The organism is Terriglobales bacterium, assembly GCA_035764005.1.
Taxonomy (GTDB): domain Bacteria; phylum Acidobacteriota; class Terriglobia; order Terriglobales; family Acidobacteriaceae; genus Gp1-AA112.
In genome coordinates this window covers 131214-149991 of the sequence record DASTZZ010000111.1, presented here as the reverse complement: position 1 = coordinate 149991, position 18778 = coordinate 131214, and the positions used below count along the sequence as shown (strand labels likewise).

The 18778-nt window shown below is 56.2% G+C and carries 15 protein-coding genes; 8 read left to right on the top strand and 7 right to left on the bottom strand.

Annotated features, from left to right (window positions below; translation table 11 throughout):
- The first annotated feature begins 30 nt into the window (after nucleotides 1–30).
- The 3 genes from VFU50_18725 to VFU50_18715 are packed head-to-tail and all read left to right on the top strand — an operon-like array spanning nucleotide 31 to nucleotide 2854.
- Nucleotides 31–819 (top strand): cytochrome C oxidase subunit II, encoded by a 789-nt coding sequence (locus tag VFU50_18725; GenBank protein HEU5234899.1) that lies wholly within the window; start codon nucleotides 31–33, stop codon nucleotides 817–819.
- Complete coding sequence (locus tag VFU50_18720) at nucleotides 816–2576, top strand: cbb3-type cytochrome c oxidase subunit I (protein ID HEU5234898.1); 1761 nt, start codon at nucleotides 816–818, stop codon at nucleotides 2574–2576. The genes VFU50_18725 and VFU50_18720 overlap by 4 nt, the downstream gene beginning before the upstream one ends.
- Entirely contained in the window at nucleotides 2573–2854 is a 282-nt protein-coding gene (locus VFU50_18715) for a hypothetical protein (GenBank protein HEU5234897.1), read from the top strand. The genes VFU50_18720 and VFU50_18715 overlap by 4 nt, the downstream gene beginning before the upstream one ends.
- 24 nt (nucleotides 2855–2878) lie before the next feature.
- On the opposite strand, the gene VFU50_18710 is transcribed toward VFU50_18715, so the two are convergent.
- Nucleotides 2879–3241 carry an STAS domain-containing protein gene (locus VFU50_18710; GenBank protein HEU5234896.1) on the bottom strand — a complete coding sequence of 121 codons (363 nt, stop codon included), beginning with the start codon at nucleotides 3239–3241 and terminating at the stop codon, nucleotides 2879–2881.
- 542 nt (nucleotides 3242–3783) lie between these two features.
- Here VFU50_18710 and VFU50_18705 point away from each other — a divergent pair.
- The gene (locus VFU50_18705; GenBank protein ID HEU5234895.1) at nucleotides 3784–4749 is read left to right on the top strand and encodes a PilZ domain-containing protein; all 966 of its coding nucleotides are present in this window, start codon (nucleotides 3784–3786) and stop codon (nucleotides 4747–4749) included.
- Here VFU50_18705 and VFU50_18700 read toward each other — a convergent pair.
- The 6 genes from VFU50_18700 to VFU50_18675 form a co-directional block, all read right to left on the bottom strand.
- Nucleotides 4746–5942: an ABC transporter permease gene (locus VFU50_18700; protein HEU5234894.1), complete on the bottom strand. Its 1197-nt coding sequence runs from the start codon at nucleotides 5940–5942 to the stop codon at nucleotides 4746–4748. The two genes, VFU50_18705 and VFU50_18700, sit on opposite strands and share 4 nt — an antisense overlap.
- Before the next feature lie 4 nt (nucleotides 5943–5946).
- Nucleotides 5947–7641 carry a glycosyltransferase family 39 protein gene (locus tag VFU50_18695; GenBank protein HEU5234893.1) on the bottom strand — a complete coding sequence of 565 codons (1695 nt, stop codon included), beginning with the start codon at nucleotides 7639–7641 and terminating at the stop codon, nucleotides 5947–5949.
- Between the two features lie 23 nt (nucleotides 7642–7664).
- Nucleotides 7665–9608 carry an asparagine synthase (glutamine-hydrolyzing) gene (gene asnB, locus VFU50_18690; GenBank protein ID HEU5234892.1) on the bottom strand — a complete coding sequence of 648 codons (1944 nt, stop codon included), beginning with the start codon at nucleotides 9606–9608 and terminating at the stop codon, nucleotides 7665–7667.
- Nucleotides 9609–9941: 333 nt separating this feature from the next.
- Nucleotides 9942–10967, bottom strand: a complete 1026-nt coding sequence (locus VFU50_18685; GenBank protein ID HEU5234891.1) for an inorganic phosphate transporter — start codon at nucleotides 10965–10967, stop codon at nucleotides 9942–9944.
- 89 nt (nucleotides 10968–11056) lie between these two features.
- On the bottom strand, nucleotides 11057–11671 hold the full coding sequence (locus VFU50_18680; protein ID HEU5234890.1) for a DUF47 family protein: 615 nt from the start codon (nucleotides 11669–11671) through the stop codon (nucleotides 11057–11059).
- 182 nt (nucleotides 11672–11853) lie between these two features.
- A complete protein-coding gene (locus VFU50_18675; protein HEU5234889.1) occupies nucleotides 11854–12249 on the bottom strand; it encodes a hypothetical protein in 396 nt (131 codons plus the stop codon).
- A gap of 97 nt (nucleotides 12250–12346) precedes the next feature.
- Between VFU50_18675 and VFU50_18670 the strand changes: the two genes are divergently transcribed.
- The 4 genes from VFU50_18670 (at nucleotide 12347) to VFU50_18655 (ending at nucleotide 18751) form a co-directional block, all read left to right on the top strand.
- Nucleotides 12347–12694: a hypothetical protein gene (locus VFU50_18670; GenBank protein ID HEU5234888.1), complete on the top strand. Its 348-nt coding sequence runs from the start codon at nucleotides 12347–12349 to the stop codon at nucleotides 12692–12694.
- Between the two features lie 181 nt (nucleotides 12695–12875).
- Nucleotides 12876–14123: an efflux RND transporter periplasmic adaptor subunit gene (locus VFU50_18665; protein ID HEU5234887.1), complete on the top strand. Its 1248-nt coding sequence runs from the start codon at nucleotides 12876–12878 to the stop codon at nucleotides 14121–14123.
- Between the two features lie 3 nt (nucleotides 14124–14126).
- The gene (locus tag VFU50_18660; GenBank protein HEU5234886.1) at nucleotides 14127–17264 is read left to right on the top strand and encodes an efflux RND transporter permease subunit; all 3138 of its coding nucleotides are present in this window, start codon (nucleotides 14127–14129) and stop codon (nucleotides 17262–17264) included.
- Between the two features lie 182 nt (nucleotides 17265–17446).
- Entirely contained in the window at nucleotides 17447–18751 is a 1305-nt protein-coding gene (locus tag VFU50_18655; GenBank protein ID HEU5234885.1) for a TolC family protein, read from the top strand.
- Nucleotides 18752–18778 lie beyond the last annotated feature (27 nt).

The following is an 18778-nucleotide window of genomic DNA, read 5'->3' as shown; positions in this document are numbered from 1 at the left end:
GAGGCCATAGGCTTGTGCGTGCGTTTCCCCATGGGTAAATTCTTCTCGGCCATCGTTGCCGTGATCGCGTTGGCTTCAGCAGGGCTCTTTTTGTCTCGCCACTGGATGCCCTCCCCTACCGCAAGGCATGCGCCCATTCTGGATTCTCAACTGCATTGGACGCTCGTCGATGCGGGCGTGATCTTCCTGATCGCACAGTTCGTGCTGGCCGCTTTCGTATGGAAGTTTCGCGCGCTTCCCGACAGGAAAACGAGGAGCTTTCCAGTAGGAGTTCGGATCGCAATCATCATTGCCGTCGTGTTTATCGGCATTGAGCTTTTTAGCGCAGCCACGCTTGGCAGGCGAGCATGGGCCAGCATGTACGACGGCTCCGCATCGAATTCGCTCCAGGTGGAAGCTATGGGGCAACAGTTCGCTTATTACTTTCGCTATGCGGGTGCAGACGGGAAGTTTGGCCCGGTGCACACCGACAAAATCAACGCGAGCATCGGGAATTACTTCGGACTTGATCGCGCTAACGATGACGCTTCGAAAGACGATGTCGTGAGTGCCGAATTGGTATTGCCCGAGAATCGGCCTATTGATCTTTTCCTCACAGCGCAGGATGTGATTCACAGCTTCTACGTGCGCGAGCTGCGGGTGCAACAGGATATGGTTCCCGGAATGAGAATTCCCGTCCATTTCACTCCTACCAAAGCCGGTAGGTATGAAGTGGTGTGCACGCAGCTTTGTGGTTTAGGACACTATCGTATGCGTGCCTACGTACGAATCGTTCCAGAAACGGAATTCGAAAACTGGATGCGAGCGCACAGCAGATGAATTCCAGCAGAGCAGGGAAGGAGTCCAGGCGAGGATTTCTCCGCACCTACGTCTTCAGCACCAACCACAAGGTCGTCGGGATTCAATACTTCTTTCTATCGTTATTTGCGGTTGTGGTCGGAATGACGTTGTCCTGGATCATGCGCATTCACTTGGCTTGGGGTGCAGGTGGCATATCCGGGTTCCAAAACCTGTTTGGCCTGAATGCGCCCGGTGGAGTTTTGACTCCCGAGTACTACTTGTCATTGCTCACCCTGCACGGCACGATCATGATCTTTTTTGTGCTGACCACCGCTCCCCAAAACGCGTTTGGAAGCTATTTTCTTCCGCTGCAGATTGGAGCCGAAGAGACGGCGTTTCCCGTTCTCAACATGCTGTCGTTCTGGACCACGTTGATTGCGCTCGGAGTCTTGCTTTCAACGTTATTCGTTAGCGATGGGCCGCCGATTTCAGGATGGACCGCCTATCCGCCTCTGAGTGCAGTGGGACGCGATGCTGGGCCGGGCCTCGCCGCTGGTCAGAACCTCTGGATCATCTCTCTCGGAATCTTCTGCATTGGCGCCATGATGAGCGCGCTCAACTTCATCGTCACCTTCATCGACATGCGATGCCAAGGCATGTCGCTGATGCGGGTGCCTCTAACCTGCTGGGCGTGGTTCATCACGGCGATTCTCATTTTGTTGAGTTTCGCAGTGTTGCTTGCCGCCGCGATTTTGTTGCTTCTCGATCGCAACGCCGGCACCAGTTTCTTTGTGCCTGCGAATTTGCTGGTAAGCGGAAAAATCGACCCACACGCTGGAGGCTCGCCTCTGCTCTGGCAACACCTGTTCTGGTTCTTCGGACATCCCGAGGTCTACATTGCAATTCTGCCGGGATTCGGCATCGTGTCGCACCTGATCACCTGCTTCTCACGCAAGCCCATATTGGGATACAGAGTCATACTCGGCTGCATGCTTGCAATCGGATTCCTGAGTTTTGTCGTATGGGGACACCACATGTTCGTGAGCGGAATGAGCCCGTTTTCGGGATTTCTGTTCTCGATTCCGACCATCATCATTTCGCTGCCGTCCACGATCGTGACCCTGCTGTGGCTGGGGACGCTCTGGGGAGGCAGGCTTCACTTCAGCACGGCGATGATGTTCTGCCTAGGCTTTATCTCGACGTTCATCACCGGAGGACTGAGCGGGGTGTTGCTGGCGCATCCGGCAATCGATTCCTACCTGCACGCGACCTATTTCGTTGTGGGCCACTTTCACATGGTGATGGGCGTTTCGGCGATCTTTGGAATCTTTGCCGCGACGTATTTCTGGTTTCCAAAAATGTTTGGTCGCTTGATGAGCGAGCGCCTGGGCGCGATTCATTTTGGGCTCACCTTCGTGGGAGTCTATTGCATCTTCTTGCCCATGCACGTCTTGGGGATGGAAGGCAGCCCGCGCCGATACGCCATGCTGACCGACGACTTCCTTCAGTCCACAGTGGGAATGCACCGCTTCATCACGATTGCGGCGCTAGCTACCGGAGCGGTTCAGCTTGTGTTCCTCTTCAATCTGTTCTGGAGCATGTTCAAGGGCAAGAGAGCGGGGGCGAATCCGTGGAATGCGACTTCGCTAGAGTGGTCGATAGATTCTCCCGCGCCGTTCATGAGCTTTCATGGGGAACTGCCTGTCGTTTGCTGTGGTCCTTATGAATATGGCGACGGTACGGAAGAGCGGGATTTCGTGATGCAGTCCAATTCTGTTGGAAGCGGGGATCAATGAACACCAGGTACGCTACATCATGGTCGGTACTCGCCGCGGTTTCGGTGGCCGCGAAATACGCAGTGGCGCAGGGCTGCGCCTCTTGCTATACGACAGCAGCGGCCGGAGGAGCACAAACCGTCCATGCGTTGCGGAACGGCATCGTCGTTCTGCTTGTTCCTCCGGCGCTGATGTTCGTCGGACTCATGATCGTGGTTCGCCGCTGGAGAACCAGTGCAGATGCAAATCCGCGAGTACCAGATCGGAATGGGTCGGTGGATTTCGATAGCTCTTCGTAATCGGTGGGTTGCAAATCTCTCCTATCACGCCGCCTGGCAGCAGGCTGAGATCGCCTCGTTTTCGGACGAATAGATTTCCAGCACACGATCAACTTGCATTATCCCGAAGATGTCGTGCACCTTCTCGGAGGCTCCGCCGATTAGCAGCAGGGAACCGAGCGAGCGTGCTTTTTCAAAGCAGGCGATGATCGTGCCCAGTCCGCGAGCGTCAATCTGGTCGACAGCTTTGAGGCCCAAAATGCAAATAGAAAACTGTGACAGGACGCTTTCCACGCACTTCTTCAATAATTGTGCTTCCTTGCCAAACCGAAGACGGCCACTGCAGCGTATGAGTGCGATTCCCTGATCTGCCAAGATTTCCAGCTTTAACTCCAATGCATCCTCCATGAGACATCTACTCCTGCTAAGTTGGCGAAGAATGATCGTTGAATGAATAGACGGACTGAGGAACGAAATGTTTACCGCATTTTGGGGAAAATTCGAGGTGTAGTGGCGGACGCGGTACAGCGAGATTTGGTGAAGCGAATACCAGAGCTGAACATCGAATTCAATCTACCTTAGCTTCTACTTAGATTCAAGAGGCGACCTTCACGATTCAGGAATTGTTCAGTTCGACGCAGTTCCATATTAGGAATTGATCCTTTGCCTGACGAGCAAAAGGTGGGATCGATTGGCGATTCATAGTTGTTAAACGAGATTTGTGAGGAAATTGTTCCAAAACCCTCGTGAGCCGAGTCCTCACAGTTACTAGCTGCCCACCTTGCATTGTCTAAACCCCGTCTTTTTGCTGGTTCCTGGCCAGTCAAGTTGCTAGTATCTGCCGCAAGTGTCGGCTCGATGGTTACTCCGGTAATTCCGCCGGTTCACGACTGGCGGGGTTCTGGGGGTTCCAGAGCTAACATTCGATTTACGCCAGACGCACTTAAGCCATGAAACCAGAAGCGCTCATCCTGACCGGAGATCTCGAACTCTCGCAGGCGATTCGCACTGCAGTGGAGCGCTTTGGCATCGCGACGGGATCGGGTGCGAGGGGCGGAGATGTTCTCGAAGAGCTCCAGCGAAATAAGTTCGATCTCGTGGTAGTCGATTGTTCCAACGTCGAACAGGGCTGCGCTGCGCTGCGCGAGATCCGACTTAGTCCGACTCATCGCTCCGCCGTATCGATCGCCATCGTTGGCGAGCATGGAAACCGGGAGCAGGTGTCAGAAGCAGGCGCTGACTTCATCGTCTCCCATGCAAATTATTCGGTAGAAATTGCTACCACGCTGCGCTCGGCGTATGGATTGATTCTCCGCGAACGAGGACGATACAGCCGCTTTCCGCTGGTTGCGGAAGTTGATGTTCGCTGCGGCGCATTCTCAACTCATGCCTGGATTTTGAATGTCAGCCAGGGAGGCGTTTGTATTCGAGGTATCGATGAGCGGCTATCGGGCAGCTTGCATATGAGATTTGCATTTGAGGATGGCGGACCTTTAGTCGAGCTGACGGGAAGCATCGTCTGGCAGCGCGATGGTCTTACCGGCGTGCAATTCACGTCGATGACGAAAGCCGATCGTAGCGAGCTTGAAGGTTGGCTGTCTCGTCAATTTGAAATCCAGACGCTGGTTCGCCCGCCAGTTCCCTTGTCTCGCGTTGCATTGCCGATCGTGGAGCATCCAGCGGCATCTGAGCCGCGAACGCCCGCCGTTCCCATTCCGGGAGGTCTTCATCCCATTGTTACGGCGATTATCCGTGGCGGGCCGGTGCGCGCTCGATGCTCAGGATGTCAGGCCGACATTCCTCTCGGATCAAATATTGGTGACTCTATCGAGCAGGAGCGCAAGCTGCGCGATGCGTTTGCACGGCATCTCCAACAAAAGCACGCTGCGGAATTGAAGGAATCAGAGTCGAGCTAGGCTTCGGCGCGGAGCGCTTCCACCGGATGCAGACTAGCCGCCCGGCTTGCCGGTTGGTAACCAAACAGCACACCGACGGCGCTTGAGACTAACAGCGCAAACAGCACGGAAGTCCACGAGACATTCAGGTTCACAAAATCCTGAACAAATATTGCTGCAGAAGCCAGTAAGGCGAGTGCGCAGAATGCGCCCGCGATCGATCCGGCCGAGCTGATGAACACTGCTTCGAGCAGGAATTGAAGACGAATTTCCGATGAGCGTGCGCCCAGCGCTTTCCGCAAGCCAATCTCCTGCTTTCGCTCCGCAATGTTTGCCAGCATGATGTTCATAATGCCGGTGCCGCCCACCACAAGCGTAACCAATCCGATCGCGAGAAGCACCGCGCTCATTGCCAGCGAAATGTCGCCCGCGGTTTGAAGCAACGAGGAAAGATTCTCTACATCGTATTTAGCTTCCGGGCGATGATGGCTCTGAAGTAGCTGTTTCATATCCCGGGTGATCTGACGCACAGCATAGGAGGAGTCCGCTTGTGCGTAGATTACCTGCAGGAACGACTCGCCGGTAATGAGCCGCGCCGTCTTGTAGGGGACCAGAATGGTTTCCGCCTGAATTTCTGATTGTCCAAAAGTGGGAATACCTTCGGTGAAGGTGCCGATCACCGTGCAGTGGAACTGGTCAATGCGCAGGCGGTCGCCGATTGCCAGTGTGGGATTGCGGTCGGCAATCGCATCCGTCACCAGGCAGACCCTCGAGCGCGAGCGAAAATCTTCGTCATCGAAATAGCGGCCAGAGGTGATGTTCAGATTGCGAATCTTCAGGAAATCAGGCGTTGCGCCCACCAGTCGCGCGTGGCGAGGCTTGCCGGCGATCTGGAAGTCAATGGGCGCATCGTAGGTTCCGGCAACCGCTTTTACCCCCGGGATTGTGGTGCGGATAGCGTCGAGATCGGCAAGGTTTAACTCATCTTCGAGAGTCGTCGGATTCCCATTTCGGTTCAGTGTTGCATATGCCAGGTTTGCGCCTATGCCTTCAATGCGCGAGACGATGTATTTTTTCCCATTGCCGGCGATGGTGAGAACCAGCACCAGCGACGCGCAGCCGATCACTACGCTCAGAGTAGTGAGGAATGCCTTCAGGCGATCAGCCTTGAGCGCCGCTACTGCCAATCGAAGACACTCGATCCATCTTTGCATTGTGTCACTCATGCGACGGGAGATTCGTAAGTAAGTAGTTGTCGGCGTTGTGAGCCACCTCGTGCACCTTCGCCTCACCGACGAGTTGCTTCAGATGCGGCACATCGCTTCCGTACGCAAGCAGATAGAATCGCGCCGGCTGCAACCAGAGCGCCTGGAATCCCTGGTCATCGATGAAAACTTTCGCGCTTCCGGGAGCATACGAGCCATACTCGAGATTGTCCTTGCGTCCATTCCATAACAGCGCGCTGCGGTTGGTATAGAAGAAGACCGACGAGAATGCATAGTAAGCGTCTGCTTCGATCAGTTCTCCTGGAGGAGATTTTTCCAGTGCCTGTGCGAGCGGATACGAACCGAGATAGCCATCAAACCGAATAAGAGCCACTCGAGCTGCCTGAAAGAACACCACCATTGCAACGGCAATCGCAGCGATTTTTTTCGCGTTTTCGCGGGCGAGTGTGAGCCCTACCGATGCCAACGCAAACGCGAGGGCTGCGAGAGCGAGCGGTAGCTTGAGATAGGCAAATGCGGCGAGGGTGAGGTCGCCGAAATGGCCGAGGGACAACGTATAGAGCTCAGGATGCTGAACCAGTGCCTGCGAGATGTCGCCCGGCGCGGGCGTGCGCCAAACCAGCAGGAGCAAAGTTGCTACCGCAGCAAACAGCAGACCGAAGGTGATTTGGAGTCCGCGCATTCCTGCGCGAACACGCGTGTTCTCTGAAGCGATTGCCGATCCGAGGAGCATGGCTAGAGCCGGATAAATCGGCATCGAGTAGTACTCCTGCGTGGTGGAGAAAGTGAAGAAGACCATGACTGTGCCGATCCAGCAGAGAGCCATCAGGCGCGCACGACCGGCGCGCGTGCTCGGACGGTAACTCAATCGTGCAGCGGCAGGCAGAAATGCCGACCAGGGAAACAGCCAAACCAGGTTCAGCAGCCAGAAGAGCGCGCGAGGGACGGTGTTGTAATCATGCGGATATCGAAGGTTCAGGAAGCGCAGGAGGTGCTCGTTGAAGAAGTAGAACCAGAAGAATCCGCGGTACTCACCAGGACCGCTGTGCAAGGAAAACGCCAAGTAGGGTGGATTGCGAAGGGTAGCGAGCACATGCCAGGGCACAGCGATGAGCAGCGCGATTCCCGCCACTGTAAACATCTGCAGGCGTTTCCACGCGCTCAGTGCGAACAATTGCCGCGTGCAACCCATGTACAAGAGGACTGCAAGTATCGGGAAAACGATCGCGATCAATCCCTTGAGCAGTAAACCAGCGCCAAAACAGGCGCCAAGCAGAACGGCGTGAATCGTTCCTGGTTCTTCGTCAGGATCCAGCAATCGCAGCCACGCCCAGATCGCGCCTGTGATCGTCAGAGTCAGCAGTGCATCGGGAATCAGAATGCGTGTGAAGAGGAACAGTCCAATGCACGTCGCCAGGGCCAGCCCGGTGTAGACTGCCGCCGCTTCATCGAACGCCCAGCGCGCGAAGCGGTAAGTAATCCAGCACAGCAGCAAAACGCCGAGAGCAAGCGGCAGGCGCGCTGACCAGTCGTGCACGCCCAAGGTGCGGTACGAACCCGCCATGAGCCAGTACACAAGCGGAGACTTTTCCAAATAGGGAACGCCATCGAGGCGCGCGGTGACGTAATCTCCAGACGCGAGCATGTTGCGTGCGATCTGCGCCTGGACGGCATCTACGTCGTCCATCAGATGCGGCGGGCTGATGACGCCTACGAGGAAGACAAGGCTAGCTGCGGCGAGGACGATCCGACCCCCTCCAAGCCCTCGACCAGCACCTCGGATACCTGTTCGGCCGCCGGCAGTTCCACGCTCCAGCGCTTCATCCACATCAACAACACCATAAGTCCCCATAACTGATAACCTGCGTTCTCTCTCCTCTCGAGATGCCTGTGAATCAGGCGTTCGACTGCGGGCCAACGGAACAGTCCGGTGTCCTCGACGTTTTCCCGGTTCAACGTTTCCAGAAGGAGTGGTCGCAGCACTCCGCGGAACCAGTCGTGGACCGGGATATCAAATCCCATTTTGGAACGATGCAAGACATGGGGCGGCAACTTGTCCGCCATCAGCTTGCGCAGCACATATTTTGACGTGCTGCCGTACAGCTTGAACTTTGCTGGAAGCGCCCGCGCGAACTCGACGATGCGCATATCGAGGAATGGCGGACGCACTTCCAGCGAGTGCGCCATGCTCATGCGATCGACTTTGTAGAGAATGTCGTCGGCGAGATAGAAGCGTTGATCAAAATCCAGAAAACTCTGCAATGTGGAGCCGCTCATTTGACCTAACCATCCGCCGAGTGAATCCGGCTCTGCGAACAGAAACAGGTCTTCCTTGTCGCGCTCCGAATTGGTTCCGTTCCAGAAAATGTGCGCGAGCTGCGGCGATAGCAGCGATCCTTCGAGAAATCGCTTGAGTTTATATTCGAAGCTAATGCGGCCATCCTGAGCGGGCAATCGTGCTGCCATAGCCAGTGCGGCCTTGCGCAGGGCACGAGGCAACAGTCGGAACGTCGAGGCATAGCGATCAGCTTTGTAGGTCAAATAGCCGGCGAATAACTCGTCCGATCCTTCGCCGCTCAGAGCTACCGTCGCGCTCTCTCGCGTGATCTGAGAGAGAAACCATGTGGGCAGCGCTCCGGCATCGGCGCTCGGCTCGTCGGAGTAGAAGGCGAGGTCTTCGATTGCTCCGATTAGATTTACTTCGCTATTCAGATCAAACTCCGTGTGATCGGTTCCATAGTGGCGGCTCACGCGGCGGATGTGCTCGCTCTCGTCTCCCGAACTGCCTTTGAAGGTAACGGAGAAAGTCTTAATCGCCTTTCTTGATTGCTCGCTGGCGTAGTGAAGGATTGTCGAGGAATCCAATCCGCCGCTCAACCAGATTCCCACCGCTGTGTCGGCGACAAGTTGTTCGCGCACCGCCTCGGAAAGGAGAGCGTCGAGTTCTTCACATGCAGCTTCGATGGTTGCCGGCGATCGCCGCTTCGGTGAAGCGATCGCGAAATCGCTTACATGGGCGGCGCCTCGCTGCCACTCGAGCATCTGGCCGGGCATCAGCTTCACGATGCCATCTACCAGAGTGAATGGTCCTGGCACATAGTTGACGCTTAGAAATGAGTCGAGTCCTTGAAGGCAGATCTGTCGCGGCACCTCCGGATGAGCAAACAGGCATTTCAGCTCCGAGCCAAAGAAAACCTCGCCTTCATGCAGCCGATAGTAAAGAGGTTTAATGCCCATGCGGTCGCGTGCGAGCACGAGTCGGCGACATGACTGCGTCCATGCCGCAATGGCAAACATGCCGCGGAAGCGCGCGAAGCATGAATCGCCCCAATGCAGGTAGGCATTCAGCGCGACTTCGGTGTCGCAGTGAGTTTGAAAACGATAGCCGACTTGTTGAAGTTCGCAGCGAAGTTCATGGTGATTGAAGATCTCACCATTGAAGATAAGCACCACATCGCTATCTGAACTCTTCAGCGGCTGGTCGCCGGCTTCCAGATCAATGATTCGCAGCCGCGTAGCGCCGAGCGATACCTGTCCTGAGACGAATTGTCCCTGATGATCCGGGCCGCGATGGGCGATCGAGTCGAGCGCTGATGTCAGAACTCCAGCAGGAAGACGTTTTTCAACGTGGGTAAATCCCGCGATTCCGCACATTATTCGAATGTTTCTCCGGCGCGCGGGCGCGGTGGGTGCTGGACTCCGGCCCGTTCGTATTGCACCGCAAACTTCAGATTTACGGTTCGTTTCAATTGACGGGGGAACCGCAAAGGGCCATCAAAATGACACAACTAATGCCAAATGTAAAGGAATGTTAAGTAACCTTTTAGCGCGCGAAGCAAGTTACCACATTGATTTCACAACTTTTAGTAGCCGAAACACTGAACTGGGTCGAAAATCCGGCGAGTTGCAATGCGTGAAGGCTAGACCTTAGGAGCTGCGAAACCAATACGACTTTTGTGGAGGCCAACCCGATGCAGCTGGTTATCGCTAGGCGCTTGGATTGAACCAGCGAATCGTCCAAAACAGTGCGGCAGCAACCGCCGCTGAAGCGGGAATTGTGAGGATCCAAGCCCAGACTATTTTGCCGGCTACGCCCCAGCGCACGGCAGAAAGGCGCTGAGTGGAACCGACACCGACGATTGCGCCAGTGATGGTGTGCGTCGTACTGACGGGAATGCCTGCTGCCGCAGTGGCGAACAGAGTTATCGCTCCGGCGGTTTCCGCGCAGAAGCCGCCGATGGGCTTGAGCTTGGTAATTTTGGAGCCCATCGTGTGCACAATGCGCCAGCCGCCGAAGTAGGTGCCAAGTCCCATGGCGAGGTTCGCTCCGAGAATGATTGGCCAATGAAAATGCCCCCAGGTTGTCGAGAACTCGTGCTTGGTGATGATGCCATCGGCGTAGAGCGCGCCGGCGATGATGCCCATAGTCTTCTGCGCGTCATTGCCGCCATGCCCGAGGCTGTACGCAGCGGCGGAAAGAAGTTGCAAGCGTCGAAATAGTGCGTCGACGCTTTGTGGCGCCGAGTTCCGGAAAATCCAGAACATCGCGGTCATAAATATGAGACCGAGGATCATTCCCAAAATTGGAGCCACAACAATGAAGATCAGAGTCTTGGTCCAGCCGTGGGGAATGATTACGCCGAAGCCCGCACGCGCGATGGCGGCCCCAGCGTAAGCCCCGATCAGAGCATGGGAAGATGACGTTGGCAGTCCCCACCACCAGGTGAGAATGTCCCACACGATCGCACCCACAAGACCGCTCAGCACTACCGTTTGAGTGATGCGATTCACGTCGATCATTCCGGCGCCGATCGTTTTTGCTACCGCAGTTCCAAAAATGAAGGCAGCGATGAAATTGAAGATCGCCGCCCAAACCACCGCCAGTCGTGGCGACAATACGCGTGTAGAGACCACTGTTGCGATGCTATTTGCGGCATCGTGAAAGCCATTGAAAAAATCGAAGCAAAGAGCCAGCAGGATGGTGACAATGACCAGGATTGTCGCGTTATCCAAGCAGGAGAGTCTCCGAAACTACGAAGCTGCAGCGAGGCTGCCGCCAAGGTTTTGACAACAGATACAGCCGGAACAGTGGAAATACAGGCTTAAGCGCTCTTCACAACAACCGACTCGATGACGTTTGCGGCGTCCTCGGCCTTATCGGTCGCAGTTTCGAGTACTTCATACAGCTCTTTCTTCTTGATGAGCGAAATTGGATTCGTTTCGGTTTCGAAGAGCTGACCCAGCGCTACGCTGGCGATACGATCAGCCTCGTTTTCCAGACGATTAATCTCGACACAGTACTGCAAAACGTTGTTCTTCTTTTCGAGATGTGAGACGGCTTTGCAAAGCTGTTCCCCCTGACGAATGATTACGTCAGCGAGCTGGGGAGCGGAAGGGGTGAACTCCGTAATCTTGTACATCACCAGGCGCTCGCCGGCGGCATGAACAAAATCGAGGACATCGTCGAGCGAGGAGGCGAGCTTGTGGATGTCCTCCCGGTCGAACGGCGTAATAAACGTCTGATTGAGGCGCGTGAGGATCTCGTGCGTCATCTCATCGCCCCGGTGTTCGATGGTCTTGAGCTGCTCGACGCGCGATTTCACGTCCTTCATGTCTTCCAGAATGGCTTTGAGCAGTTTGGCGCCATCGGTAAGATTGCTCGCCATGTCGTAGAACATGTCGAAGAACTGCGTCTGCTTTGGAATCAGCCGGACCATGCGTCTCACACACTCAGAGTGAAGAAGCTACGAAGGATGACTATTTCATGGGGCAGGTTTGATGGTCAAACCTTCAAGACGCGATTTGCCGCGCAGAAGCGGAAGCACGCAAAGAATGAGCGGAAACAGCGTGGACTGAAATCGTGTTGTGTGCGTCCTTTGTGGCGCTGTGGCAGGGAATCCTAGCCGGTTGGCATATCGCGCAACACAGTGGATAACTTTTCTACAGCTTGCCGCAAAGCACTTAAATCCTGCGTTAGGTCCCAATGGGTGAGGTCTTCGCTGAGCTGTGTGGTGAGTTGCTCGGCGATGCGGATGCGTTCCTTCAGCAACAAACTCTGAAGGTCCGATTCGCCACCCTCCAACCACTGCTGAACGCCCCAGCTAATCAAACGAATGCGATTGACTGCTTCCCGGAAGCTGACAAGCACTCGCCGGTCGACCATTCCCGCTTGCAACAACTGCCCCAGTTTGTTCAGTTCCGCGGTGATTCGTTCTGCCTGGGCATTTACCTGCGCGCTGAATGCGGAATCCGATGCGGAGGACTGGCTGCCAGGCGTTGTCTTCGAGCCGAACACAGATGGTACAGATGCTGGGTCTAAGAAGAAGGTAATCTCGCCAAAGATGCCGGATCTGTGGATATAATGCGAAGAGCGCCTGTCGCATCCCTGCCACATGTCACCCAAAGCGAAGCAAATCAAGATATTTTTGATCGCACTTTCGCTATTCGTCTTTTTATTGGCACTCGACGCGAAGCTCTCGCTCTACGAGCAGCCTGCGCAGGTGGATGCGACCAACAGCTCCAAACTTTGGCTGAGTGGACAGAAGATGGAAGCGCAAACACCGCCCATTTTGGTCCTTGCTGTGCTCAGCCTCGCATTCGTCCTGCTGCGGCCGCGGTTCCACCGATCGCCTTTACCGACCACGCAGCTTCGCGTTCCCCGGCCGTCTGCGATGCCTGCTTTCGAATTTCACCGCTTCCTGCGTCCCCCGCCTAATTCCTCACGCCACTACTCCGCTTAGCTTCAGTTCAATTCAGCGCAGTCGGTTCCTGTTCGACGACTGCGATTTGAAATGAACGTTGAGCTTCCTACCGCGTTTAGCGAGTTGCCGTTTCCTAGACGCGAAGCGTCATAGCGCGGAAGCACCGCGCGAAAAGAAGAGCTGAATGTTCTGGCTCCAGAGTTTAACCGCGAGGAATAACGTGGAAGTACGCCGCAAGTATGCCATTTCGATAGCAGGGATCGCCCTCATTTGTCTCATTGCCGTGCTACTCATCTCGGCGCGAGTACGCGCCAGCACTCCGTCGGGCAGCATTGGAAGGACAGTGCCCCGCGCTGCCGTCGCGCTTGTCCGACGCGGAACCATCGCCAACACGCTCTCGATAGCCGGGGAGTTTCTCCCGTTTCAAGAAGTCGAGCTGCACGCCAAGGTCGCCGGATACATAAAGAAGATCAATGTCGATATCGGCGATCGCGTGCATCAGGGCGAGGTATTGGCTGTTCTTGAGGTTCCCGAACTTGCAGCACAGGTTCAAGGCGCCGACGCCGGTGTCCGCCACAGTCAGGACGAGATTGTCCGCGCGCAGAACGAAGTCGCGCGTGCGCAAGCCGATCATGAAGCGCTGCACGCAGCGGCGATTCGTCTAAAGCAAGCCTCGCAGGCACGCCCCGGATTGGTTGCCGCACAGGAACTCGACGACGCGTTAGCAAAAGACCGTGCTGCCGAGGCACAGGTGGAGGCTGCGAAGTCGGCGCTATCGGCGGCGCGACAGCAGCTCGATGCCGCGAAGGCGAGCCATCTGCAGGTATCGGCAATGTCTGATTATTCGCGCATTGTCGCTCCGTTTGACGGCGTAGTCACATGGCGATACGCCGATACCGGCGCCCTTGTGCAGGCTGGGACCTCGACCAACAGCGCGCAACCGGTGGTGAAGATCGCGGAAGTCGACGTCCTGCGCCTGCGCATTCCCGTTCCGGAATCACTGGCCGCCTCCGTTCATGACGGCCAGCCGGCAGAAATTTCGGTGCAGGCGACTGGCGAACACTTTACCGGCAAAGTATCGCGGCTCACAGGAGCTCTTGATCCTTCGACGCGAACTGAGCAGGTCGAGATCGATGTTCCCAATCAGAAGCTGCATCTTGCGCCGGGCATGTTTGCCGATGTGGTCCTTCAGGTCGAACGGCACGATTCTGCACTGCTGGTTCCGGTGCAGGCGGTCAACCGCGCAGGTGACCAAGCTTCGGCGCTCGTGGTCGGCAGCGACCATCGCGTCCAAATCAGACCCATACGTACCGGACTCGAAGACCCTAACTCGATTGAGGTTGTCTCAGGATTGAAAGACGGCGACCGCGTAATCGTTGCCAATCTGGGCTCGTACCAAAATGGGCAAACGGTCGATCCCCGCGTGAGCGTCTTCAATTCCCAAGCTGCGAATGGAGGCGCGCATTAGCCGATGTCTCGATTTGCAATCAAATATCCCTTCTTCATCATCATGCTGTGTTTGATGATCGCAGTAGTCGGCGTCGTGAGCGTGGCGCGCATGCCGGTAGATCTGTTTCCCAACATCAACATTCCCGTGGTCGTAGTAGCGACTTTCTATTCGGGAATGCCGCCGGAACAGATCGAGTCCGACATCACCGGACGCTTCGAGCGATTCTTCACTCTGGGCAGCGGCATCGATCACATGGAGTCGCGCTCACTCCCCGGTGTGAGTCTGATCAAGATTTATTTCCAGCCGGGGACCGATGCGAACGCCGCCGTAAGCACCATTTCGAATCTCGCCATGGCCGATCTGCGGCGTTTGCCACCGGGCACGCTGCCGCCCGTAATCCTGAAATTCGACGCTTCGAGCCTGCCGGTCTGCCTGATTACTCTGAAAGGTACCGGACTCACCGAAACGCAACTTCGCGATCTAGGTCAATACAACGTCCGCAACCAGGTGGCGAATATTCCCGGCGCCTCGGTGCCGCAGCCGTTCGGGGGCAAGTACCGGCAGATTCAGGTGTACGTCGATCCGGTGAAGCTGCAGGCCCATCAGCTCAGCGTGATGGACGTCGTGCGCACCATCAACGACTCCAACATGATTCTCCCTGCCGGTGATGTTCGCATTGGGCCGAAGGACTTCAACATCTACACCAATAGCCAGCTTCCATCCACAGCAGAAATCAACCAGCTCCCGCTTAAGACTGTCGGTAATGCTTCGGTGCTGGTCGGCGATGTAGGCCAGGCGATGGATGCGGCGCAGATTCAGAACAGCATCGTCCGCGTGGACGGACAAAGGTCGGTTTATCTGCCGGTCATGAAGCAAGGCGGCGATAGCAACACCATCGCAATCGTGAGCGGAGTCAAGTCGGCGCTCAACGATTTGTTCGACGTTCCCAAGCAACTGGTCGCGAAGGTAGTCTTCGACCAGTCCATTTATGTAAAGACCGCGATCAAGAATCTCGGCAATGAGGGCGGAATCGGCCTGGTACTAACGGCTGTAATGATTCTCATCTTCCTCGGCAGCGTGCGAGCCACTGTCGCGGTTATGCTCTCGATTCCCCTTTCGGCACTGGCGGCCTTTATGGCGCTGGACGCCGGCGGCGGCACCATCAACACCATGGTGCTTGGCGGACTGGCGCTGGCGTTCTCCCGCCTGATTGACAACTCGGTCGTAGTGCTTGAGAACATCTTCCGCCATCTCGAAATGGGAGAGTCTCCGGAAGAAGCTGCCGAAAAAGGTGGACGTGAGATGGGGTTGCCGGTGCTCGCCGCCACCTTCACCACGGCGATCGTCTTCTTTCCGGTGATCTTCCTCTACGGCGTGAGCAGGTTCCTGTTTACGGCACTTGCCCTCTCGGTTGTGCTGTCGCTGTTTGCGTCATACGCGGTGGCAATGACGGTTGTGCCGCTTTTCTGCGCCAAATTTATTCACAAGCTCGAAGCTGATGAAGAGGAAGGACACGACCGGCGCCGCTCTGGATTCGGCCGCTTCGTCCATTGGTTCAACCACAAGTACGAAGCGATGCTCGGCAAATACGACGTTGCCGTCAGCAAAACGCTGCTCCGTCCTGCCGCGAGCGTGATCGGAATTCTCGGCGTGTGTCTCTTCACCTTCGCCCTATACCCGCTGCTCGGAGTCGCGTTCTTTCCCAGAACGGACCCGGGGCAGTTCATGATCAATCTCAAAGCGCCAACCGGCACTCGGCTCGAAGTCACAGATCGATACGTTAAGAAGGTCGAAGACGACATTCGCGATGTTGTCTCTCCGCGCGATCTCGGCGTTGTTGTTTCAAATATCGGAGTTCAGCCGGGATTTTCTTCCATGTACACCAGCAATTCCGGCCAACACACCGCGACCGTGCAGGTGAGTCTGAAAAAAGGGCACGAAGTCGGCAGCTACGAGTACATGAAGCGTGTGCGCGAGAGGCTGGCTGACGATCTGCCGGAGTTATCGACGTACTTCCAGTCTGGCGGACTGGTGGACGCGGTCATCAATCTCGGTTTGCCCGCGCCGATCGATATCCAGGTTGGCGGAAATAATCTCGACGCCGCCTACAAAACTGCGCAAGAGCTTGCGACCAAAATTCGCGGTCTGAAAGGCGTGAGTGACGTTCTCATCCCCCAGGATCTCGACTATCCGGCGCTGAAGGTGAACGTCGATCGGGAAATGGCTTCGCGTCTGGGCCTCTCATCGCGCGAGGTGGTCGATAACGTCATCACCGCGCTCAACTCCAACCAGATGATCGCGCCGAGCTACTGGGTCGATCCCAAAACGGGAAACGACTACATGCTCACCGTGCAGTATCCCGACGCGCAGGTCAAGTCAATGAACGACTTGAAGCAAATTCCGTTGCGCTCGGCGAGAGGTCTCGATACCACGCAGCTCGGAGCGGTATCTAATATCGAGCCAATGCTCGCGCCGACCGAAGTCGATCACTATCAGCTTAGGCGCGTGATCGACGTCTATGTCGCTCCTTCCGGCGAGGACCTTGGCAGCATCGCTTCGAAAGTCGATCGAATCATTCATGACACAAAGACTCCCGAAAACGTCCGAATCACCGTTCGGGGATCTGTGGAAGGCATGCGGCAATCGTTCAAAAGCTTCGGCATCGGCCTGATACTCGCAATCGTGCTCGTCTATCTGATTTTGATGGCGCAGTTCGCCTCGTTCATCGATCCGCTGATCATTCTGTTGGCCGTGCCGCCCGGCATCGCCGGCGTGATCATCTTCCTGCTGGTCACGCACACGAGCCTGAACGTGATGTCGCTCATGGGCGTGATCATGATGACCGGAATCGTCGTCTCGAACAGCATTCTGATCGTGGATGTCGCGCGCAATCTGCGCCGCGACGGCATGCCGATCCAGCAGGCGGTCTCTACAGCGTGCCGCATGAGGTTGCGGCCGGTGCTGATGACATCACTCGCTACCATTTTGGGAATGATTCCGATGGCTTTGGCACTTGAGGCAGGAAGCGAGCAGTATGCTCCGCTCGCGCGTGCCATTATCGGCGGATTGACGGTATCGGTGATTGTCACGGTCTTCTTAGTGCCGGCAGCATATCTGCTAATCCATCACCGAGAAGAAACGATCCCAACAGCCTCATAACCAAACACGTGGAGGCGGCCGCCCTCCGCCGGGTGTTTGAATTTCGTGATTTCCCGATTTCGTGATTTTGTGATTGTTTTCAATCGTGAAATCACGAAATCACAAAATCACCAAATCGTAAAAACCCGGGGCGAGGGCGCCCGGCTCCACGTTGATCTGAATTTCGGATGCGGCCAAATGCCATGAAAGCTTTGTTCACAATCGGTCTCGTTCTCCTGTCCACCTGCTTTGTCGTCGAGCTGGAAGCCCAGTCGCCCATGCGCCTCACCCTCCACGACGCTGAGCAACTCGCGCTCAAGAACAACCCGCAGATCACCGTCGCGAAGTTACTCACATTCGCTCAGCACGAAGCCACGCGCGAGACGCGTTCTACCGAGCTGCCAACGGCAACGGCGAATCTCACTGCCGTAGATGCTCATGCGGGCACGCGAATTACTGCGGGAGTGCTGAACAATCCCAGCGTCTTCGAGCGAGCCGGAGCCGGCATGAATGTGGGCCAGCTCATCACCGACTTCGGCCGCACCCATAACCTGCTGCAGTCGTCGACTCTTCGCGAGCACGCGCAGCAGTTCTCGCAACAGGCAACTGCTGCCGACATCACCCTGGCGGTCGATCGAGCCTTTTATTCAGCCCTCGCGGCCCAGGCACAGCTTCTCGTAGCGGAGCAAACCGTGACGACGCGGCAAACAACTGCAGATCAGGTGCAGGCTCTCGCGCAAGCCAAGCTCCGTTCGGATCTCGATCTCAGCTTTGCGAATGTTAATCTCGCGCAGGCCAAGCTGCTGCTGCTCGATGCCCAGAACAGGAAGGAAGCAGCATTTACCGGTCTCAATGAGATTCTTGGCTTCGAGAAGCCCACGACCTATCTGCTGATGGATGAAGCTGAAGCGGAAAGCGGAAATGCCTTCTCCGCTCCGCCGGCAAAAGAAGAGGATCTCGTCGCTGAAGCTCTCCGCTCCCGTCCTGATCTAGCCGCTCTCGATGATCAGTGGCAAGCGGAGCAGCGTTTCGCGCGCGCAGAGCACGAACTGAATCGCCCGACCATCAGCGCCCTGGCTGCGGTTGGAGGAACTCCGGTGCGTGCCGACCAGATCACTTCCTCCTGGTATGGCGCCGCGGGCGTGAACATGAGCATTCCTGTCTTCAACGGATTTCTCTTTTCAGCCCGCGCCAGGGAAGCGGATTATCGCGCCTCAGCCCTGCAGCAACAAGTTCGCGACCTGCGCGATCGGATCGCAAGAGACGTTCGAGTTACCTGGCTGGAGGCCAACACCGCCTACGAGCGAGTAGGGGTCACAGAGCAATTGTTGAAACAGGCGAACCTCGCCCTCGACCTGGCCCAGACGCGCTATAAGCTCGGGCTGGCATCCATCGTCGAGCTAAGCCAGGCCCAGTTGCAGCAGACCGATGCCCAGATTGGGAATTCGAATGCTCGCTACGAATATCTCTCTACGCTGTCCGCATTGAATTATCAACTGGGAAAGTAGCAGAACAACGTGGAGCCGGGCGCCGTC